A 22,175-nucleotide genomic window follows, 5' to 3' on the forward strand; every position below is an offset into this window, starting at 1 on the left:
CAAGAGAGAAATACTCTGATTAACGAATGAGGCATTGCTCAAGCGAAAATCATCAGGGCGATAGCCTAACAAAGCTGGTAAACGCCGAATGTAGAGCTGCTGTCAGATCTTCTTGTTATCTAAAGAGCTACTGCTTGACAAAGGGGAGTCCATGTAGCCCCAGTAAGGGGCACATGCTTACCGGCGATAATCGCGGAAGCGCCGGTGAGTATGTGTCCCAGCGAACGAAGTGAGCGAGCTTGACTGGTTTGTTAGGGGACTTAGTCACCACCACCTCCGCCGTCACCGCCACTAGAGTGGTCATTTGAGTAATTACTGTCAGTTCTGCCACCAGTGCGTTGGCCACTGGTATTAAAAATATCACCCATTAATGGCAAGCTAGTATTTTTGCTACTAGGGCCATAGTTGAATTCAGAGTTTTCGGAACTGGCGATGTATCGTTGAGTAGCAAAAACGGCAACACCAAGTACGATTATTATGAATGAAATTACTCGTATCCAAGTTTCTCCGTAGTACCCATATACTTGGAGAGACGTTCCGATAACGATTAGGATGATACCTATCCAGTTTCTAAATTCCATATAGTCCTCTAACTTTAAGCTAACGGGCGCAAACGTAGCGGCAAAATAGCGAAGCGCCGCTGCGTTTGTGTCCCAGTGACCGAAGGGAATGTGTTTAGCGTTTTGTTAGCCACGTTTGTTGACTTTCCACGGTGGTGATAAGCGGTTTTCACCAGCCCAAAATAGTTTAATTTTGTTCCCAGAGGGATCTTTTAAAACGGCCTCTTTCCAAAGGTAACTTTGTTCAGTTGGAAGCTGCATAAACTGAACTCCTTTTTTGGCCAAAGTTTCCACAAGCTTATCAAGTTCCTCGGTTTCAAAATAGATGATAGCGCCATTTTTGAACTCTTCTGATTCCAGAAAAAGAGAAAAAGTTGAGTTGCCTTTGGGACAAGAAAACCTTGCATAGTGAGGAGTATCTACGATTTGAGTAAAACCTAGGGCCAGGTAAAACTCTACTGTTTCATCCATGTTTTTTACCGGAAGAGTGACTTGATTCATTTCCATTTAAATCTCCAAGAGGCTAACTTTTAAATAAGGGGCGCAAGCACTCAGGGCATAATGGCGAAGCCGCCCTGCGTGTTTGCGTCCCAGCCCGCGCAGCGGGCGAACTTGATTTTTCTAGGAGACATTACCCAAATGCCTCTACTTGCTTAACTAGTATTGATGCTGGAATATCTATGCCGGTCAGGTTTTTCCCTGAAAGGTTTACCCCAACTACTTTCTCATCATCCTGTAGGATAGGTAAGAAGTGCTCCTTAAATTGCGCCCAGCTAACACTTTGTGCTTCGACCTCTCCGAGCAATTCAGGCTTCAGTTTTTTAAGCCTCTCGATTCTAGATTTGGAAGACCATAGGGGCAACGATACTTTGTTGTCACTAAACTCAAACTCTAAGAGTATTTCGTTTGGGAGGCAACCAAACCAAACTATTTGAGTCGCTGCGACTTCTTCGTAAAATTTGCTTGCTTGTGCCACGCCTGCTGACATTTCCTTGTCTCCTAACAATTTAATGTACGGAAAAAATCCTTTATGCAAGGTGGAATGTTTCCGTATATCACTCAAATAATTATTCCACTCTCGCACGTAACTGCATTTGCATCAATATCCTACGCTTTATTTTAAAAAGCTCAGGGGCGAAAAACGGAAAATGGCCCTTTTATTTTCCGTTTGAATTAAATTTGCATTAACTGTGTTTACATACAGTTAAATTTTTTGCCTGAGTACGCCTAAATTTGTTATTTTGTGTTTCAGATTTAACGTTGTATATTTTCGCTAACACCGCGCAAACGCTCTTGAAACCTGCGTGATACGGAGAAGGGCATTACATCAGATTCGTGGGTTTTATTTAAAATGTGCTCACACGCGTGGCTTATTTCAAACTCAAAACCGCTGCCTTTGCGTTCATCCGAAAAGTGCGCTTCTACCTCTAATCCTTTATAGAGTATGCACTCTGTTGCCTTCCAAAAGTCTGGTATCTTTATGGTTCCATCAGTGCCAATAAGAAGCGCATCATTTCCTAAGTTGCTTTTAAAACTGCTGTGTAGCACCGACACAACTTCGTTATATCGATACATCCAAAGTACGTCGTTGTCAGCGCCATTTGGTGCTACATCGCTGTTTAGTACCACAGGGGGCGCATCATCTGTATTAAAAAGCGCATCTAAAGCAATAGGGTATATCCCCATATCTAGCAAGCATCCACCTCCTAACTCACGGGCGTACTCTCTACTTGTAGCAGAGTAGGGCATGGTAAATCCAAAGCTAGCTTTAACGTGAAGCAGTTTGCCTATTCGGCCTGCGTTAACCCACGCTAGCGCCTCATTAATAGCTGGTAAGAAGTAGGTCCACATGGCCTCCATGAAAAACCGATCTTCTGTTTTCGCCACCCTTATAATACGCTCCAACTCTTCAGGAGACGTCGTAGCAGGCTTTTCACATAACACATGTTTGCCCGCCTTAAGTGCGGCTATCGCATTGTCTGCATGAAGGGTATGAGGGGTGGCAATGTATATGGCATCAATATGTGGGTCGTTGAGTAAATCTTCATAACTGCCGTACGCATGAGGTATACCGTGCGCTGCTGCAAATTCTTGCGCGCTATCGAGGTGCCGAGAGCCTACTGCCACTAAATTGGCGCTTTCACAGTACGCAATGTCTTTTGCAAATGTATGGGCAATTCTCGCTGTAGACAATATTCCCCAATTAACCGTTGTTTCTGACATTTGTTAAATCCTTTATTGCCTCTATAAGCGTTGAAATTCCACTAGCGATAGAATTCGCTTTGCGTTGGCACTATAACAACATGCTTGCTCGGTATTGCCAATACAATACTAACGCAATGTGCTGTGTGACGATGTTTTGTGAAGGTGTTTCGTAAAAATGCTTTGTGATCAAGTGTTGCTAAGAGGCTTTGTGATTCTATTTTGTCTTTGCGGCTTTTAGGCGGCAAATATCTTCCGCTAATAGTTCCTTTTTCTCCGCTTTTTCTGCTCTCTTCGATGTCGCTTGGCGAATAGTCATTGGCATGGCCGCCCTTTATCCCACTCACTGCATGTCATTTGTACCAGCTCATATCAACTGAAAGCGTAAAAACCTTGGTGTAAAACTTGCTACACAAGGTTAATAGTAGGGTATTACGTACTGATTTAGTCCACCCTTGCCGCTTTTTTGACGGGCAGGTTGATGTCACTAAAACCTGGCGTTATTCGAAACCGCGCTTTATTTGGAAACGTATTATGTTTAAACCGCTTAACATCAAGGCCTACAAAAGTGCTGCGCTAGTTGTTGCAATGGGTGCTGCACTAGCCATTGCCGTAACGGGGTGCTCATCGTCAAGTAACGACAATGCACAGAGAATTCAGTCAGACCCCTCCATTTCTGCGTTAGGTAATGTGGAATATTACACATACATGCTGGCCAACGAGCTGTTTTCAGATGTGCGCACACCCCGTCAATCTCGCTACGCGGTTGTTGGTTTCGTTCCGGTCGATACTATGAAATATAACGCTGAACACCAACATCCTCTTATGTTGCTTGGCCATCAGCTCGAACAGGGAATGATGACAGAGGCTACAAAAAGAGGCTTTTCTACTCAAGAATTTAAGTTATCGAACGATATAATTGTTAGTGAAGAAAGCGATAGGATCCTCACGCGGGATATCGAAAAGCTCTCGGGTATTGAACGGGTCGATTTTTACATCACCGGCACTATGGTGTACCAAGAGTCTGGTGCCATGGTCAATGCTCGCGTTATTGATGCCCGAAATAAAGATGTTGTTGCTGCTGCTACACGCTTCTTTCCTGCGGAAATTTTTTGGCAAAAAGAGCAAGTCACAACCCGCAATGGAAAGCTGTACAGAACTGAAGGTGTAAGGTAAGCCCATGAAAAAATTTAATAGCTCGGTAGCCTATATTCTATCCGCATCGTTTTTAAGCCTTAGCGGCTGTTCTATGATGATGGGCGATGAAGAAGTGGCTGAACAGGTACCTGTGCGTCCAGCAATGAATGTTATTGATATCACGGCTGAAGATCGCGCGCCTGCAATGCCTCGCAGAGCTGATGACGAGACACAAGAGCAGGGGATGGATGCCTACGGCGCTATTGGTCAGCCGCCACTGTATTCAAGTGTACAGGGCGCGTATAAAGGCCGTCCGTTAACCAAGCACATCGGCGATTATGTAAAGAATATGACGCAAGATCTCATTGCTAATATGGAATACGTAAACAACAAAACAGCCATTGGCGTTACCCACTTTGCGTTATTAGACACAGACCTTCAGCAAACGGATTTACTTGGCCGACAAATGGCTGAGTCGTTTGTGCATGAGCTGCATAAGTTTCGCGTGCCGGTTATCGATTTTAAAGCTACTGAGTATATTCGCATTACCGAGGGTGGCGACTTTGTATTAAGCCGCGATTATCTCGAACTCAGCAGTAGCCTGCCTATTGAGTATGTATTAACGGGCACCATGACTAAGCATCAAGGCGGTGTATTAGTTAATGCTCGCATCTTAGGAATGGAATCTCGCGCGGTAGTGGCGAGCGCGCAAATGCTTGTGCCATTTTATGTGGTCGATGCTCTTATACCCAGCGATGGTAGTGAGAGTAATTCCATGCGTGATGGTGTGAAGTTAAGCCGAGGCTAATGATGAAGCTAACAGCGTTTTTTTCTATTGCAGCTGTATCAAGCGTTTTAGCACTAACGGGGTGCTCAAGCACAGAATCAATCGGTTCGTTTTGGTTAGGCGAAGACGGTGAAATTACCCATGATGCAGAGCCTGTTTCAGTGCCAAGTCGCTCTGGTCTGGTTTACACTCCAGACTCTAGAGACAGAGAGTATCAGCAACATGTTGCGGTGACCCCAGGGTATAAAGACCCTATTCATTCTGGTTTCTTTCCCGCTAAAACCCACAAAGCATTAAACGATTACGCGTCACAGTTGGCGATGGAGCTAATGGGCAACGCCACAAGACTCACTCAGCAGCATACCGTGGGTATTGCGAGTTTTGTACGTTTAAATGCGGGGCTAAGCGACAGTACAGTGCTGGGCAACCAATTATCGGAATACTTGATCACTGAACTGCAAGACTTTGGCTTAGCCATCGTCGATTTTAAATTGACTGATGGCATAACGGTGACGCCGCAGGGCGACTTTGTGATGTCACGAAGCGGTAAGCGTTTAGCCAAAAGCGTTGAGATGGACCATGTAGTAACTGGCACCATCATCGAAGACGATAGAGGCGTGAGAGTGAATGCCAGAATTGTTTCACTGCAAAATAAACAAATTGTTGCCAGCGCAAATGTGTATATCCCAGCGTTTATAGTAATGGATCTGAATAAAATGGCGCGTGTTGAGGCGCCATCATCCATCACCGAGTAAATTTAAAACTCGCCTCGCACGGCCTCACGCACCATAAAGCGTGAGGTGTTAACCGCATTAAGCAAATCGTTGTTCAGCGGCAGTGGCTCTCTTAATAATGTGCTCGCCAATACTTCGGCTAAAAGTGGGGCAGTAGTGAGGCCTCTTGAGCCTAAACAACTTAATGTAGACACATTGCTTTGCGGCAACGTACCCACTTGTTGAAACGGTTTTCCTACCCCTAAATCGGCATATTCTTGCTTTAGCGTTTTAAAATTATACAGTGCGCCAACCACCGGCTGATGATCAGGCGAGCCAAGTCGCGTCGCCGCTCTCGCCATACCATCATGCTTCAATTGGCTCACCATATCCGTATTCGCAAGGGCCTGTTCATGAGTAGCTATGTTTTGCTCGCTTTCCTCTTCGCGAGGCTCAACGGCCAAGTCGTTTTTCACATACGTAGAGCCCAGTGCATGGCGTCCTTCCATGGCCGGAGTCATATACCCTTTGTGGCAAAGCACCGTTTTTAATGCGTCAATAGGTTGTTGTGATGCAATGGCTTCAACCTGTCCTCGCACAGGCCTTAAAGGAAGACTATCAAATGCATCTGTGCCCACGGCTCCTGCGCCTAATGCAAGTACCACATGATCTGCCGTTATGCTCTTACCATGCGTAAATTCAACATCTCCATCGCTACTATGAGACACATAACAATGGTTGGGTTTTAGCGTTAGCTTTCCTGTTGCCTTGGCCAAATCGATAATATCGCTAACAAGTTGCGGGGGCGACAACCATCCGCCTTTGGGAATAAACAAACCTTCATAGGGTAAATCAACCCCAGCGATGCGACGTACTTCATCAATGTCTACGTGCCTAATAAGCTCTGAAGGCCATACGTCGTCGTTCACCAATTTCGCTTGTCGTACACCCACTTTGTCATTAAATCGAAGCTGGATAACACCACAAAAATCGTATTTATTTTCTTCTTTTGTGGGCTTCTTATTGCTCGTTTTAGTGATGGTTTTGATGCTGGTTTGCAACTGAATGTTGCTGTTAACGCTGTCGTAATAATCTCTCGCATATAAGAAGCAGTGAGCCTGCAAACGACTGGCGATACTCGCTTCACTATGAAGCTGAGGATAAAAGCCACCCTGAGGATTACCCGAAGCGCCCTGCGCTAGACTATCGCCGTCAAAGCAGAGCGTTACGCGAATATCGCGCTTGGTTAGCGCCAAACACATTGTTGCGGCAGCAAGTCCAGACCCCACCACAACCACATGGTGTTCTTCTGTAAGGGGCGCGTTGTTATATCGATAGTAAGGCCCCTCTGGCAGTCGCAATTTCTGAGAATGCTTCTTTTGTGTAGCTTTAGGTAAAGACTGGGGTGAAGATTGTAACTCAGACTCAGGTGAGGGCCGTACTGGCGTTTCTATATTATTGTCCTCATTTTCACTTGCCGATGTAAGTTGAAAATAACCGGTAAGCATATCTCGTTTGCGACCAAATCCTGCGCGTTTGTTTATCACAAATCCAACATTGGCCAACCCACGCTTTACAATACCCGCCGCCGTAAAAGTACCAAATGTAGTGTCATTTTTTGACAGCCGAGCCATTTGTGAAAACAATGCATCGGTCCACATGTCAGGGTTTTTACTTGGCGCAAACCCATCTAAAAACCATGCATCTACAAGCCCTTCTTCAGGTGAATGCCATTGCCCAAGTAACTGATGCACATCGCCTATCCACAAGTCTAGTATGGTATCAAATGCAGTAAAATGCAGCCGATGGCACCCATCAAGCCCTATCGGATATAGCGCTATTAATGCCTCTGTTTCGGCCTGTAGCGACGTAAACGTTGATAACGCACGCTGAATATCGGCCTTTGGTAGCGGGTATTTTTCGGTAGTGATAAAAAATAAGCGCTTGAGAGGGTGGTGAGGGTTTGCCTGCCTAAACTTTGTAAATTCATGCATGGCTACCAAGAAGTTTAAACCAGTACCAAAACCAGTTTCAGCAATAGTAAAGTGTGGCTTATCCCATAACGTCCAGCGCTGATGAAGGTCATTACCTTTTATAAAAACATGCTGGGTTTCATTAATGCCACTGTCGTTAGAAAAATAAACGTCATCAAAATGATCGGCAATGGGTATGCCGTTTTCATTAAAATGTACTTGCGCATGTTTAGACTTCACTACCTATCTAACCTCTTTTTAAGCTATGTATTTGTTGTGTTTCCGCGTGTCATAATGGCGTCACTTGCCAGTGCTATATTCTACAAGGCCTCAAAAAACTTTACCGTAAAAGTTTTTAATTTATCTAAAGCGCGTTAGCCATTGTTGAACAAATTGTGATGTGCAGCTTGTATAAAAGCATTAATGAAAGCTTTTTCATTTTCTTCCAACGTCGAGGCAGTGCGATATTCTAAGCCAAAGTTTCATGCTACCTTAAGGACAAGCTGTTTACACAGCGACAGCGTTACCGATAGAAGTAACGCATTAACAATCAAGGTGCGGGGATTGGATTTAACCGTTACAGGTGTTCACAAAAAAGGGTTTTGTGTTGAAGTGCAAAGCAGACCACTTTATCTCATAAAATCGTTAACATATGCCGCATCAACGCAAAGGGTAAACTATGAGAAGAGCAGTTATCACCGGTCTTGGTATTGTATCGAGCATCGGCGTAAATAAAGAGGACGTACTTGCATCATTAATAGCAGGTAAGTCTGGGATCACATTTTCAGAGCAGTTCGCCGAGATGGGCCTGCGCAGTCAGGTGTGGGGTAATCTTGATATTGACTTAAAAGAGCACATCGACCGCAAAGCCTTGCGCTTCATGGGGGATGCGGCTGCATACGCGTATGTTGCCATGCAGCAGGCTATTGCAGATTCTGGCCTTGAAGAAAGTGATATTTCAAATGATCGCACAGGTATTATTGCCGGCTCTGGCGGTGCGTCTTCTGAAAACCAAGTGCTATCTGCCGATATTCTTCGCGAAAAAGGGGTTAAGCGAGTAGGGCCATATATGGTTCCACGATGCATGGCGTCTACAGTGTCTGCATGTTTAGCCACACCGTTTAAAATTCGCGGTGTTAACTATTCAATCGCCTCAGCTTGTGCCACAAGTGCACACTGTATTGGTAACGCCCTAGAGCTTATTCAGCTTGGTAAACAAGATGTGGTGTTTGCCGGTGGCGGTGAAGAGCTTCATTGGTCGCTATCAAGTCAGTTCGACGCTATGGGCGCACTAAGCTCAAAGTACAACGACAACCCATCGGTAGCCTCTCGTACCTACGATGCAGCACGAGATGGCTTTGTAAGCTCTGGTGGCGGCGGTATGGTTGTAGTTGAAGAGCTTGAGCACGCTCTCGCTCGTGGCGCGACAATTTACGGCGAAGTCACCGGTTACGGCGCTACCTCAGACGGCTTCGACATGGTAGCCCCTTCTGGTGAAGGCGCTATTCGCTGTATGAAAATGGCGATGCAGAACGTTGAAGGCCCAATTGACTACCTAAACACTCACGGCACATCAACGCCTGTTGGTGATGTAAAAGAGTTAGCGGCTATTCAGGAAGTGTTTGGCTCATCGGGCGTGCCCATCAGTGCAACGAAATCGCTTACTGGCCATGCGCTGGGTGCTGCTGGCGTCAACGAAGCTATTTACAGCCTGCTTATGATGCAAAACAACTTCATCGCGCCGTCAATCAATATCGACACGTTAGATAACGCAGCCAAAGGCCTTGATATTGTCACTGAGGCAAGAGACGCTCAGCTAAACACAGTGATGTCTAACAGCTTCGGCTTTGGCGGCACAAATGCAACCTTAGTTATGCAGCGCTACAACCGCTAATGCCGTCACTTCTGTTAGTGCTTTTATTAAAAGCAATGTTGTAATTCAGACACCATAAAAAATCCCCCAACGAGCCTAATCGGTCTTGGGGGATTTTTTATGCACCATTTTTTACATACCGTTTTTTATCTACCATAAATAACCGCGTTATTTTGCGACTACCTAAACCTGTAGTCGTGAAACAGTTTGTCGGGGTTGGGGATAGTTATCTTACCGTAGTGTAGTAAAACGAGCCCTTCTTGTTGAAGCTCACCTAACAGCCGATTCACGGTTTGCCGACAGCTGTTTATCATTTGCGCCAGTGACTCTTGTGATAGTGTTAATGTAATGGCGCTGTTTTCAGGGACGTGTTGCCCGTAACTGGTGGTTAACATTAACAGTCGCTTTACCAATTGATGCTTTAAACTCAGCCCAGTACTTGCATCGATAAACTGAAAGGCACTTCTTACCCTAGCGCAAAGCAGCGTGGCGAAATAAGGGTACAGTTCTGGAAATTTTTTCAGCAGTTCGTTAAACGCATTTTTAGGGATAACGGCAATAGTACTGTCGGTTTCGCAAAAATTATCGTGGGTGCGGGGAAGGTTGTCGAACATAGAAATTTCGCCAAACCAGGTTCCTGGGCCCAAAAGCGCAAGCAGCATCTCACTGCCATCTACGCCAATCGTGGTCACACGTAGTCGACCTTCGCATATTCCGTAAAAACCAACGCCGTCCTCGCCTTTAGCGTGTAGCTGTTGACCGGCTTTAAAGTGCTTAAGTCGCACTTTGCCTAGTAGCTCATTTTGCAAATATTCAGGTAGTGAAGAAAACCAAGAAGAGCTTATTAGTACAGGTTTAAAATGTTCCATTTAACAAAATTATTACAATGTCGTTGTAACGACAGTCTATACCTGTTTTCAGCGGTAAGGTAGCAAAAAATTACAACACGATTTGAGGTAAGTTATGAGTGATTCTGTAAAGTCTCAGGTGAGCGAAGAAGAGTGGCAGACCCGTGTAGATTTAGCCGCATGTTATCGGGCTGTGGCCATGTACGGCTGGGATGACCTTATTTTTACTCACATATCTGCTCGGGTGCCCGGGCCAGAACATCATTTTCTTATTAATCCATATGGAATGATGTTCGACGAGGTAACGGCATCTAGCTTGGTAAAAGTAGACCTTCACGGCAATAAAGTGATGGACAGTGAGTACGACATTAATCCTGCAGGGTTTACCATTCACAGTGCAGTGCACGAAGCCCGCGATGATGCAAAATGCGTCATGCACCTTCACACTACAGAGGGCGTTGCAGTATCAGTACTCGAAGACGGGCTTCAGGCCTATTCGCAGCAATCGCTATTTCCGCTGGCGTCGCTGTCTTATCATTCCTATGAAGGCGTTGCCTTAAACCCCGATGAAAAAGCACGCTTGGTGAGAGATTTGGGCGATACCCAATTTATGATTTTGCGAAATCATGGTTTGCTTACCTGTGCAGATACTATCGCAGACGCATTCCTATTTATGTTTATTATGCAGCGAGCATGCGAAATTCAGTTAAAAGCCCAGGCCACAGGCCAAAAGCTTATTCCTATCCACTCTGCAATACTGCAGGGTATTAGAGCCCAAGCAGCCCAAGTCACTAAACAGGCTGGTGGTTCGTTGGCATGGCCTGGTATAAAGCGCAGAGTAGAGAGACGTTTCCCAGGCTTTGATGCCTAAATAAAGAAGCACAAAAAACACCGTTTTTCTGATTAAAGCAAGCTTGAAGAAAAATGTTCGATTAAAAAAACGCTTGGCGCACGCAGTGCTAAGCGAGAGCACAAGTTTACCCGTCTAATTGGGTTACTATCGCCCTATTTTGGGGTAAACTTGTGGTCATGAAAATACTTCTTGAAGACACTATCCCATTTGGCGCGAGTTACCTTGACAACGTAGGTGAGGTAATCACTTACGCATGGCAAAATTTAGTGGCAAGCGACCTTGCAGATATCGATATTTTAGCCCTTCGCTCTACCACAAAGGTAACGCCTGAGCTGCTTAAATATGCAAACAGACTTCAGTTTGTCACTACCGCCACCGCTGGAACCAATCACATTGATAAGGCCTATTTAAACGCTAACAATATAGCGCACAGTTCAGCCGCCGGATGTAACGCCGTTGCGGTGGCCGAGTATGTACTAAGCGTTCTGCTGCACGCCCAAAAAAGTAAAAAGCTGGATTTATACTCGGCAACGGTAGGTATTGTGGGTGCGGGTAACGTGGGTACTGCGCTGTCTGTATTGCTTGACGCTGTAGGTGTTAGCTATGTGCTGTGCGATCCGCCGCTTCAAGAAGCAGGAGATAAAAGAGCGTTTGTAGAAATGGATGACATTGCACGTTGCGATGTGATTACACTGCACGTACCGTTTGTACGCGGTGGTCCTCATCCAACGGGTAAATTAATTGATAGTGCATTGCTAAGCCAACTTAATGATCATCAGTTACTCATCAATGCCTGTCGCGGCGAAGTTATAGACGAACTCGCTTTGCACGCTCGTTTAACGTCACCAAACGCGCCTACCGTGGTACTCGATGTTTTTGATAATGAGCCGGCGATCGATACCCGTCTTTTCGACCACTGCTGGTTTGTCACGCCTCATATAGCGGGTCATTCTGTTGAGGGTAAAGTGCGCGGCACACAAATGATATATGAGCAAATTTGCCACCGCACCAGCCAAAAAGCGACCAAAGCGTTGTCTGACTTTTTAGAGTCAATTCCGCCTATCAAGGTATTTTTGCAACACCCGACACAAACGCGATTATCCGTAGATGATTTAATAGATGTGTTTCACCGAATTTACGATGTCGCCGTTGACGATATAACAATGAGGCAGTCAATTAAACAAATAGAAAGCGCTGACGCCCATGCCTCTATTGAGAGTGTGGCCTCGCAGTTTGCGGCATTGCGCAAGCACTATCGGGTACGAAGAGAGTGCAGTGCACACACATTAGTGGTGCCGCATAATACCAGTGAAGAAATTGCGAAAACCCTTAAGAACCTAGGGTTTTCGGTACAGCGTGAGCAAGCGCAGTAATTTATAATTCGAATTGAGTGCCAATCACTTGCTGATTGCTGTGCCTAACTGGCAGTAATGCGAGTGAAGATGGCGTTATATCAATATTTTAAATACCCCATTAGCTAAGCGCGTAGTGCGTTTACTAACACTTAGGAGAAGAAAACATTATGTCGCAAGCGTTTGACGTTGCAGTTCTTGGCGCAACAGGTTTAGTTGGGCAAACGATGATTGAGTTATTGGAAGAGCGCGGCTTTCCCATTAACCGTTTATACCCTTTAGCCAGTAAACGCTCTGCAGGCAGCACGGTTTCATTTAAAGGCGAAGATATTGAAGTTGAAGATGCTGATGAGTTCGATTGGTCGCGTGTTCAATTTGGTTTTTTCTCTGCAGGTGGCAGTATCTCCGCTAAATTTGCGCCGCTAGCGGCGGAAGAAGGCTGTATTGTTATCGACAACACCTCCGAGTTTAGATACGACCCCGATATTCCATTAGTGGTTCCAGAGGTAAATGCACACGCACTCGCCGATTTTCGCAATCGCAATATTATTGCTAATCCTAACTGCTCCACTATTCAAATGATGGTAGCGTTGAAGCCTATCCAAGACGCAGTGGGCATATCACGCATTAACGTATGTACGTATCAATCGGTATCTGGCGCAGGTAAAGACGCTATGGAAGAGCTAGCAAAGCAAACTGCTGGTCTTTTGAATGCCCGTGAAGTAAAACCCGATGCCTTTAGTCGTCAAATAGCGTTTAACGCCATTCCTCAAATTGATGCATTTCAAGATAACGATTACACCAAAGAAGAAATGAAAATGGTGTGGGAAACTCAGAAAATAATGGGCGACAATAGCATTTTGGTGAACGCCACAGCAGTGCGCGTGCCTGTGTTTTATGGTCACGCCGAAGCTATTCACTTAGAAACGCATTCCCCCATTGATGCAGAGCAAGTTAAGCAGTTGCTTGCGGATGCACCAGGCGTAACCCTGTATGAAAGTGCAGAGCAGTTTCCAACTCAGGTAAGCAGTGCCAGCGGGAATGATATGGTGCATGTGGGCCGCGTAAGAAATGATATTACGCACCCTTGCGGCCTAAACCTTTGGGTAGTGTCGGATAACATTCGAAAAGGTGCTGCAACTAACAGTATTCAAATAGCAGAAACGCTCATTCGCGACTATATGTAACAGCATAGTGCTATTACAGTAGCAGCACAGCAGCATCACAGTACTGGGGTGGCCGCGTAATCGCTAGATAAGGGTAATCCCTAGATAGGTTGTTGTATCGGTAAGTAAATAATAAACATTTTTCACTACTTGCCGATATGACACTATGATAATTACACGTTACTCGTGATACAGATTGTTTCAAACCAGCATGTGACAAACGAGTGGTTTCGAACAATTAGGTTAGGAAAGGGCACTTAGTACGCATTGAGTGAAAATGGCACTAAAACGGCACCGCTCACTAGATTGCCCTGGTTAACTGGTTTATAGTCTAAAGATTGGGCATTTAAACTTGCGAAAATTGGTATTCAGTCAGACACTTAGCAAAGCCATTCGACCTTTTTTGTATTAGGCGGATGGTCAAGGCAATGTGTACATCGCCATTCACTATGAATGACGACACGAAATTGAAAATAAAAATAAAAGCCAGCACGTTTTATTTGGAATAAGCTGGCGCAAAAATCCATCAACCTAAAAGGGTGGTAAAGACGCTTGAGGGCATATAGGACTGCTATGAAATTGCATTTGACGGGCTTACTTTTACTTACATTTTGTTTGTTTGCCCCTATATCTTCAGTAAATGCGCAAGAAACAGCGACCTTATTGAAAGGACCAAAAGACGCTAGCGATCAATTCTCTGGTCTTGAGTACGGCCCCATCGACTCTAGCGATACGCTTTGGCGCATAGCCGAGCGCTACAGACAGAACAATAATCTCAGCGTGTATCAGGTTATGACAGCTATTTACGAGCTGAACCCCGATGCATTTGAAAACGGTAACCTCAACCTGCTAGTTAATGGCGCAACGCTCAAACTTCCTTCAGAGCGATACATTGCCCGCATCAGCAAAGAGCAAGCGCAATTGCGTGCCGAGCAAGACGAGCGTGAATTTGCTGAAGCCCTCAATAAGCCAGGCAGCAGTGTCAAAAATATCAAGCCGTCCTCTCCGCTTGTTAATCAAAACGACCTTTCACAAACGCAAACCGACATTGAGAAAAAAATTACTCGCTTAGATGCAGAGCAGACTCGACAGTTTGACGAATTGCGTATGCAGTTCGCAGCGTCACTCGACAATGTTCAAGAAATATTGAACGAAAACAGAAAGCTATATGAGCGCGTTGAAGCGGTAAATGGTGAGCTTGAATCGCTAAGAGGGCAAGTAGAGGGCGACGTAAAAGAACAGCTTGATATGCAGGTGGCACTGCAGCAAGAACTGCTTGATATGATAAGAGCAGAGCAGGCAGAAAGAGCCGCAGAAAAACAAGACTCTATTTTAAACAAATTAATGAGCCCAATTAGCTTGCTAATAGGCTCAGCAGTGCTGTCTTTGCTGTTGGTTGGTGGCCTGATTACATGGTTGCTCAAGCGCAACAGCAAGCCTGAAGAGGCGCCAGCAGCGCCATCTAATGCATTGAGCGACGATGATGATGTACCGGTTCCAGACAGCGATTTAGGCGACCTATCAAGCGCGCTAGCGCCTGATTTAGATGATAATAACGAACTCACTGACGACGATTTGTTTAACGACGACGACTTGCTCGATGACGTTTTAACATCAGACCTTGAAGAAAGCTTAGACGACGAGCTTGAAAACTTTGCCGACCTAGAAGACGATTTGTTGGTACCAGATGATGATACAGACGACTTATTCGAAGCGGGTGATGATGAGCTCGACCAGAGCGAGTTAGACAGTTTATTCGACGACGATGATTTGTCTGACAAAGTGCTCAATGAAAACGAAGCAGGCGATTTAGACGGCATCGATTTATCTGAAGACGACGATCTGTTTGATGAAAGCAGCGACAGTGAGGACGACTCTGACGATAAAGATAGCTCTGATGATAAAGGCAATGCTGAAACTGAAGAAGACACATCCGCTTCAGACGATGATTTTGATATTGACGATTTGTTAGATGATGTACAAAGCCAAGCCTCATCAGAGGAGGATTCTTCAGGTAAAGACTCATCAGAAGAAGTAGACCCCGACGATATATTAGACCAGTTCGGCGAAGACGACTCATCCGCGAACGAAGATGTGGACGTGGATGATATAGATGCGCTGCTTGAGAATAGTGGTGGCGACGCATCGCAAGACGATATTGATGATTTATTAGACAGCGCTACAGAAACGGCGTCACTACCTACTGTTGACGATGAAGACGAAAAGCCCGAAATCAGCATTGACGATCTGCTAGAAGAAAACGAGCCGGACACCGCACTGACTGACGAATTAGACAGCAAAGATGATCTTATTGATGAAGAAATGCTCGAGAAACTCGACGACGAGATACATCAACAAGACAAAGAAATAAACAAGATTACCGACGATTTACTCAATGAAATTGAGCAAATTGAAATGATGGGCGGCCTTGATGACGATGAAGACGTTGACGAAGATGAATTAGAAGAAGAGATCACTTCGGCAGCACCTTCGCCTCAATCAATACAAAACTTCGATTCCATCACTGACGGCCTAGATGAAATGTTAGATGATGAAATTGAAAGCGACGATATAGAAAACGCTGACGATTTCTCAGATCCCTTGTCAGATGAGCTAATTGCCGAGCTGCAAAGCGAAATGCCTGATGAGGATGAGTCTACAGACGATGCTCCCGCAAATGAAGAATCAGCAGACGAGCAACCTGAAGACGCCGCCCAGCAAGAAGACGACTTTAATGACTCCCTTTCCGACGACTTATTAGCTGAACTAGAGGCAGAACTTGAGCCAGAAGCAGAAAACGCAGAAGACATTGTAGAAAGCGATGAAAGTGATGAGACTGATGATGACGTTGATGGCGAACAAGACCTTGCCAACCCAGACGATGGAGACGCGGCCTTTGAACAAGAAGTCAGCGATCCTTTAACTGATGAATTGCTTGCAGAATTGGAATCAGAAACCACTGACTTCGATGATGCGGAAGAGCCTTCAGCGGAAGAAGAGCCTTCAGCGGAAGAAGAGCCCTCAGCAGAAGAGGAGCCTTTAGCGGAAGAGGAGCCTTCAGCGGAAGAAGAGCCCTCAGCAGAAGAAGAGCCCTCAGCAGAAGAGGAGCCTTTAGCGGAAGAGGAGCCTTCAGCGGAAGAGGAGCCTTCAGCGGAAGAAAAAACCTCTGCGGAAGAAGATTCATCCAATGGTGAAACAGCGGAGCCTGATGCGTCCGAAGAAGTCAGTGAAGAATTACCTCCGGAAGATGAAGAGGAGCCTTCAGCGGAAGAGGAGCCGTCAGCAGAAGAGGAGCCTTCAGCGGAAGAAAAAACCTCTGCGGAAGAAGATTCATCCAATGATGAAACAGCGGAGCCTGATGCGTCTGAAGAAGTCAGTGAAGAATTACCTCCGGAAGTTGAAGAAGAGCCTTCAGCGGAGGAAGAGCCTTCAGCTGAAGAAAAAACCTCTGCGGAAGAAGATTCATCCAATGATGAAACAGCGGAACCTGATGCGTTCGAAGAAGTCAGTGAAGAATTACCACCGGAAGATGAAGAGGAGCCTTTAGCGGAAGAGGAGCCTTTAGCGGAAGAGGAGCCTTTAGCGGAAGAGGAGCCTTCAGCGGAAGAGGAGCCTTCAGATGCAGTGGAGCCTTCAGCAGAAGAAGAGCCTTCAGCAGAAGAAGAGCCTTCAGCGGAAGAGAAGCCTTCAGCGGAAGAGAAGCCTTCAGCGGAAGAAAAAACCTCTGCGGAAGAAGATTCATCCAATGATGAAACAGCGGAGCCTGATGCGTCTGAAGAAGTCAGTGAAGAATTACCTCCGGAAGATGAAGAAGAGCCTTTAGCGGAAGAGGAGCCTTCAGCGGAAGAGGAGCCTTCAGATGCAGTGGAGCCTTCAGCAGAAGAAGAGCCTTCAGCGGAAGAAAAAACCTCTGCGGAAGACGATTCATCCAATGATGAAACAGCGGAACCTGATGCGCCTGAAGAAGTCAATGAAGAATTACCTCCGGAAGATGAAGAAGAGCCTTCAGCAGAAGAGGAGCCTTTAGCGGAAGAAGAGCCCTCAGCTAAACAAGAGCCTTTAGCGGAAAAAGAGCCCTCAGCTAAACAAGAGCCTTCAGCGGAAGAGGAGCTTTTAGCGGAAGAGGAGCCCTCAGCTAAACAAGAACCTTCAGCAGACCCATTAGATGATGCGTTAAACGACTTTGAAAAAGACATGATGGATGATATTCCATCATTTGGAGACGCAGAGCCAGATTCAACAGAGAGTGAATCTGCTGAACCTGAGGCATCGGAATCGGATTCTTCAGAAGAGCAAGACGAAAATGACTATGACGATAGCATTCTCGATGATGCATTCGATGACGTAGACGCTTTTTCTCTAGAGCAAGAAATTGACGGCGAAGAACCAAACAAAAATAGAGAGTCTGAACTTCAGCAAGAACCTGAACAACAAGAGCAAGTAAGCGACTCGGCTGATTCAGAAAAAAGTGATGACGATATTAACGAGCTGGGCGATGTACCTGGTCTTGATGATTGGCTGTCTGGTGAAAGTGATGACGATATTGAAGATGAAGAGATTTTCGATGAGTTAGATAGTGCCGAGTTTGACGAGTTACTTGAAAGCTTAGAGGCAGATACACCAGCAGATTCAAACACTCTGCAAGACAGTGAACAATTTGGTGATGCAACACAAGAATCACAGAGCCAGCCAGATTCAGAGGCAGAGCCGGCAGAAGATGACGATACCTTTGAGCTAGATGATGACGCTTCAGATCACGAGGATGATGCATTTGAGTTAGACGATGCATTTGAACCAGACGATGATGACAGCGAGCCGGATGATCTATCATTGCCTGATATTGACGTCGATGATGTTGACGGAAATGATAGCTCGGAAGAGGCGCAAGAAGCTTCTTCACAAGACGCTTTTTCGCAAGAGGAGCTAGAGCAGGAAAGTAAAGAAGAGTTAAAGTTAGATAATCCAGACCTTGATTTAGAAGCCTTACTTAACGATGTGCCGTCCGTTGAGATGGGTGGCGATAGCAACGGCGCTGAAGATTTCTTAGATGTTGAGGCGCTAATGGATGACGGCGATGATACAACGTTTAACGATCCTGATAGTCAGCCTCTTGATTTAGACGTTAGTTTGTCCGACTTTACAGGCGTTAACGATACCGACTCCGTTATCGATATTGATAAAGACGCGGGCCAAAATGCGAATCTAGATTTAGCGCGTGCGTATCTCGAAATGGAAGATGTTGATGCTGCAAAGGAGCTTCTCGAAGAAGTTATGCGTGAGGGAAGTGAAGAACAAAAACAGGAAGCTGATACTATCTTGAAGTCCATCGATTAATCCGATTATTTGCATGTTTAGCTTGCATGGTAATTGCCATCTTATCTGTCATCTTATCTTTCATCTTATCTGCCACATATTGCATGTTAAGTGCCATATGACTACACTTGGCGGCTTTTAGTTAAGAGGTAGCAGAATCATGGGGCGAATTGCCTTAGGGATTGAATACGACGGTGCTTCTGTTTTTGGTTGGCAACGCCAACGAGAAGTGCCAAGTGTTCAAGAGTATCTTGAAAAAGCGTTATCAAAAGTAGCTAATCAGCCAATTCAAGTTCAATGTGCAGGTAGAACCGATGCTGGTGTCCACGCCACAGGGCAAGTGGTTCATTTCGACTGCGATACTCATCGCGCTGAACGTGCCTGGACTCTTGGTGTTAACGCCAACTTGCCAGACTCCATCGCCGTAACTTGGGCACAAGATGTCGATGATAATTTTCATGCGCGTTTCTCTGCTACTCATCGCCGCTACAGATACATTATTCACAACAGTAAAATGCGACCAGCGATACTCAATCACGGTGTCACTCATGTTCACAAGCCCTTAGATGCTGCGAAAATGCACGAGGCTGCTCAAGTGTTACTCGGCGAGCAAGATTTTACTTCTTTTAGAGCCTCTCTTTGTCAAAGCAAAACCCCTTTTCGAAATGTGACGAATGTGGACGTTTATCGACAAGGGCGCTACGTTGTTATTGATATTAAAGCCAATGCATTTCTACATCACATGGTGCGCAACATTACGGGCTCGCTGGTTGAAATTGGTGCGGGAGAGCAACCCGTAGAATGGATTTCGGAATTACTGGCCCTAAAAGACAGAAGCAAGGCAGCTTCTACGGCAAAGCCAAACGGTCTTTATCTTGTTGATGTGATTTATCCTGATGAGCACGGGCTTCCTAAAGGGCCGCTTGGTCCATTATTCTTGCCACAAAGCTAGCGTCAAAGCCTAGTGCTTAAACACAGCTATCACACAATCAAAACTGGTCCGAGCTAACTTCTTAGACCAGTTTTGTTTTTTCCATTTCGTTGTATTGTGGTCTAATAGCGCGCTATATTAGATAGCTGCTTTTTCAGGTTACGCATTTTTTCTTGTAACGCTGTCAAAGACATAAATTAATGCATTGCTGGTACTCAAGATTAAAAACAAATACCGGCAATCAAAACAAAGGATTCAATTTCCATGAGCTGGATTCAAAAAATACTTCCACGCACACAAACTTCAACAAAGGGCAATGTACCTGAAGGAATTTGGACAAAGTGTGGCTCTTGTCAGGCAGTATTGTACAAAACTGAATTAGAAAAATTACTAGAAGTCTGTCCTAAGTGCGACCATCACATGCGCATAACTGCCCGCCGTCGTATTGATGCGTTTTTAGACGAAGGCGATCGCGTAGAGCTTGGTGCCCAGCACGAGCCTCAAGACTTATTAAAGTTTAAAGACTCTAAGCGTTATAAAGATCGTATTGCCGCGGCGCAAAAGTCGACCAATGAAAAAGACGCGCTAGTGGTTATGCAAGGAAAAGTGAAAGGCATGCCTGTTGTGGTGGCGTGTTTTGAATTTGCCTTTATGGGCGGCTCAATGGCCTCAGTAGTTGGTGCGCGTTTTGTTGCTGCAGTGAATGCATGCCTTGAAAACAATACGCCACTTATTTGTTTTTCTGCCAGTGGCGGTGCGCGTATGCAAGAAGCCCTTATGTCGTTAATGCAAATGGCGAAAACCTCTGCTGCACTGGCCAAAATGAGCAAGAAAGGTCTGCCTTATATATCAGTACTTACTGACCCAACAATGGGCGGTGTGTCTGCAAGTTTAGCCATGCTAGGTGACATTAACGTTGCTGAGCCTAAAGCCTTAATTGGTTTTGCGGGGCCTCGCGTTATTGAACAAACCGTTCGTGAAAAACTTCCTGAAGGGTTTCAGCGCAGTGAATTTCTTGTGGAAAAAGGCGCAATCGATATGATTGTTGACCGCAGAGATATGCGTGATAAATTACACGGCTTGTTGACCAAGTTGCATTACAAAAATTAGTGAATAACGAAAACAATAAAAACATTGGCTTAGAGCAAACATCATCTGTTGATAAAAAAAGCCTGGGCCAATGGCTATCCTACCTAGAATCAATTCATCCTAGCGCCATTGATATGGGGTTAGAAAGAGTGAAGGACGTGGCAAACGCCATGTTGCTTAACCTCAGTGAATCACTTGTCATTACCGTTGCCGGCACCAATGGCAAGGGCACAACATGCCGCCTTCTTGAACAGTCGTTGCTGTCGCAGGGAAAAACGGTAGCAGTGTACAGTTCTCCCCACCTTATTGATTATTGCGAGCGCGTTCGAATTAATGGTGAACTTGCCCAACAGCAAGCCTTTGTCGATGCGTTTGAATTTATAGAAAGTGCTCGGGGTGACATAACGCTCACCTATTTCGAATTTAGCACCCTTGCAGCAATGAAAATGATGCAAGACTGGCAGGTGGATATCGCCATATTAGAAGTAGGCTTAGGTGGACGGCTAGACGCCACAAATATTATCGACCCCGATTTAGCTGTGATTACTACCATTGACCTCGACCACCAAGATTGGCTTGGCAATACGCGTGAAAAAATAGCGCGTGAGAAAGCCGGCATAATGCGGTTAAACGGCAATGCTGTTATTGGGGATTTGTTCCCACCGTCATCTCTTTATGACGTTGTCGACGAGCTACAGGTTAACGCTCGCTGGGCGACAAAAGATTTCACCGCTGCTGTAGAAGCTGATCATAGTGAATGGCATTGGAAGGGGCAAGAGCATACCTTCACAGCGCTTCCTTACCCGAATATTCCGCTCCAAAATGCCAGCACAGCATTAGCGGCCCTAGAAATGCTTGATTTATTACCCGAAGAAGCCGCGCTAAATACCATTATACGCAGCACAACCATGCCGGGGCGTCAGCAGCAAATAAGCGAGCAACCTCTTGTGGTGGTAGATGTAGCGCATAACCCTCAAGCCACAGCGTCAATGCAAGAGTGGCTATCTCGATATAAAGTTGATAAATATCGCGTTGTGGTAGGCATGCTGAAAGACAAATCAATCGCTGAAACGCTGGCACCCTTATCGTCACTTAATGCTTCTTGGTATGTAGCAAGTACTCAAGGTTTTAGGGGATGTGAAGCGCAAGTTCTTAAAAATGCCCTTGTGAATGCCGGCACAACCATAGAGAATATAGCCACATACGACAATGTTACCCTAGCTTATGAAAGTGCACTTGCAGATTATCAGGCAAATGAGCTTATATTAGTGTTTGGATCATTTGTTACCGTGGCTGATGTGCTTGTAAAGCAAAGCCAATAAATCGCGAATTCGCCCTTTCAATTTTTAAGGGAACGGGCGCAGTCATTCAAGCAGGA

The 22,175-nt window shown here is 45.5% G+C and carries 17 protein-coding genes; 11 read left to right on the plus strand and 6 right to left on the minus strand.

Annotation, left to right across the window (positions count from 1 at the left end; translation table 11 throughout):
• Positions 1–686 precede the first annotated feature (686 nt).
• The 4 genes from V7R39_RS12610 to V7R39_RS12625 form a co-directional block, all read right to left on the minus strand.
• The gene (locus V7R39_RS12610) at positions 687–1,067 is read right to left on the minus strand and encodes a VOC family protein (RefSeq protein ID WP_334031088.1); all 381 of its coding nucleotides are present in this window, start codon (positions 1,065–1,067) and stop codon (positions 687–689) included.
• Positions 1,068–1,191: 124 nt separating this feature from the next.
• The gene (locus V7R39_RS12615; RefSeq protein WP_334031089.1) at positions 1,192–1,548 is read right to left on the minus strand and encodes a DUF2750 domain-containing protein; all 357 of its coding nucleotides are present in this window, start codon (positions 1,546–1,548) and stop codon (positions 1,192–1,194) included.
• A 266-nt stretch (positions 1,549–1,814) separates the two neighbouring features.
• Complete coding sequence (locus V7R39_RS12620; protein WP_334031091.1) at positions 1,815–2,783, minus strand: Gfo/Idh/MocA family protein; 969 nt, start codon at positions 2,781–2,783, stop codon at positions 1,815–1,817.
• A 41-nt stretch (positions 2,784–2,824) separates the two neighbouring features.
• Positions 2,825–3,109: a hypothetical protein gene (locus V7R39_RS12625; protein WP_334031093.1), complete on the minus strand. Its 285-nt coding sequence runs from the start codon at positions 3,107–3,109 to the stop codon at positions 2,825–2,827.
• A gap of 241 nt (positions 3,110–3,350) precedes the next feature.
• On the opposite strand from V7R39_RS12625, the gene V7R39_RS12630 reads away from it, so the two are divergent.
• From V7R39_RS12630 to V7R39_RS12640, 3 genes are read left to right on the plus strand one after another with little or no spacing between them, the layout of a single operon-like run.
• Positions 3,351–3,938, plus strand: coding sequence for a FlgO family outer membrane protein (locus tag V7R39_RS12630; protein ID WP_334031283.1), 588 nt, complete (start codon positions 3,351–3,353; stop codon positions 3,936–3,938).
• Positions 3,939–3,942: 4 nt separating this feature from the next.
• A complete protein-coding gene (locus tag V7R39_RS12635; protein WP_334031095.1) occupies positions 3,943–4,707 on the plus strand; it encodes a FlgO family outer membrane protein in 765 nt (254 codons plus the stop codon).
• A complete protein-coding gene (locus V7R39_RS12640; RefSeq protein WP_334031096.1) occupies positions 4,707–5,441 on the plus strand; it encodes a FlgO family outer membrane protein in 735 nt (244 codons plus the stop codon). Before V7R39_RS12635 ends, V7R39_RS12640 begins: the two co-directional genes overlap by 1 nt.
• Positions 5,442–5,443: 2 nt before the next feature.
• Here the strand turns inward: V7R39_RS12640 and mnmC are convergent, their stop codons facing one another.
• Positions 5,444–7,612 carry an FAD-dependent 5-carboxymethylaminomethyl-2-thiouridine(34) oxidoreductase MnmC gene (mnmC, locus tag V7R39_RS12645; RefSeq protein WP_334031099.1) on the minus strand — a complete coding sequence of 723 codons (2,169 nt, stop codon included), beginning with the start codon at positions 7,610–7,612 and terminating at the stop codon, positions 5,444–5,446.
• A gap of 439 nt (positions 7,613–8,051) precedes the next feature.
• Here mnmC and fabB point away from each other — a divergent pair, with 439 nt between their 5' ends.
• On the plus strand, positions 8,052–9,266 hold the full coding sequence (fabB, locus tag V7R39_RS12650; RefSeq protein WP_334031100.1) for a beta-ketoacyl-ACP synthase I: 1,215 nt from the start codon (positions 8,052–8,054) through the stop codon (positions 9,264–9,266).
• Positions 9,267–9,424: 158 nt separating this feature from the next.
• Here fabB and V7R39_RS12655 read toward each other — a convergent pair whose 3' ends face one another.
• Positions 9,425–10,114, minus strand: coding sequence for a Crp/Fnr family transcriptional regulator (locus V7R39_RS12655; protein WP_334031102.1), 690 nt, complete (start codon positions 10,112–10,114; stop codon positions 9,425–9,427).
• A gap of 94 nt (positions 10,115–10,208) precedes the next feature.
• Between V7R39_RS12655 and V7R39_RS12660 the strand changes: the two genes are divergently transcribed.
• The 7 genes from V7R39_RS12660 (at position 10,209) to folC (ending at position 22,119) form a co-directional block, all read left to right on the plus strand.
• Positions 10,209–10,964, plus strand: a complete 756-nt coding sequence (locus V7R39_RS12660; RefSeq protein WP_334031103.1) for a class II aldolase/adducin family protein — start codon at positions 10,209–10,211, stop codon at positions 10,962–10,964.
• A gap of 158 nt (positions 10,965–11,122) precedes the next feature.
• On the plus strand, positions 11,123–12,319 hold the full coding sequence (locus V7R39_RS12665; protein ID WP_334031104.1) for a 4-phosphoerythronate dehydrogenase: 1,197 nt from the start codon (positions 11,123–11,125) through the stop codon (positions 12,317–12,319).
• Between the two features lie 149 nt (positions 12,320–12,468).
• Positions 12,469–13,485, plus strand: coding sequence for an aspartate-semialdehyde dehydrogenase (locus tag V7R39_RS12670; protein WP_032096736.1), 1,017 nt, complete (start codon positions 12,469–12,471; stop codon positions 13,483–13,485).
• Positions 13,486–14,037: 552 nt separating this feature from the next.
• The gene (locus V7R39_RS12675; RefSeq protein WP_334031106.1) at positions 14,038–18,798 is read left to right on the plus strand and encodes a FimV/HubP family polar landmark protein; all 4,761 of its coding nucleotides are present in this window, start codon (positions 14,038–14,040) and stop codon (positions 18,796–18,798) included.
• 139 nt (positions 18,799–18,937) lie between these two features.
• Positions 18,938–19,729, plus strand: a complete 792-nt coding sequence (gene truA, locus V7R39_RS12680) for a tRNA pseudouridine(38-40) synthase TruA (RefSeq protein ID WP_334031109.1) — start codon at positions 18,938–18,940, stop codon at positions 19,727–19,729.
• A 243-nt stretch (positions 19,730–19,972) separates the two neighbouring features.
• Entirely contained in the window at positions 19,973–20,818 is an 846-nt protein-coding gene (gene accD, locus V7R39_RS12685) for an acetyl-CoA carboxylase, carboxyltransferase subunit beta (protein WP_032096733.1), read from the plus strand.
• Complete coding sequence (gene folC, locus V7R39_RS12690; protein ID WP_334031111.1) at positions 20,818–22,119, plus strand: bifunctional tetrahydrofolate synthase/dihydrofolate synthase; 1,302 nt, start codon at positions 20,818–20,820, stop codon at positions 22,117–22,119. Before accD ends, folC begins: the two co-directional genes overlap by 1 nt.
• Positions 22,120–22,175: the final 56 nt, after the last annotated feature.

The sequence above is a fragment of the Alteromonas sp. P256 genome, from assembly GCF_036864455.1.
Classification (GTDB): domain Bacteria; phylum Pseudomonadota; class Gammaproteobacteria; order Enterobacterales; family Alteromonadaceae; genus Alteromonas.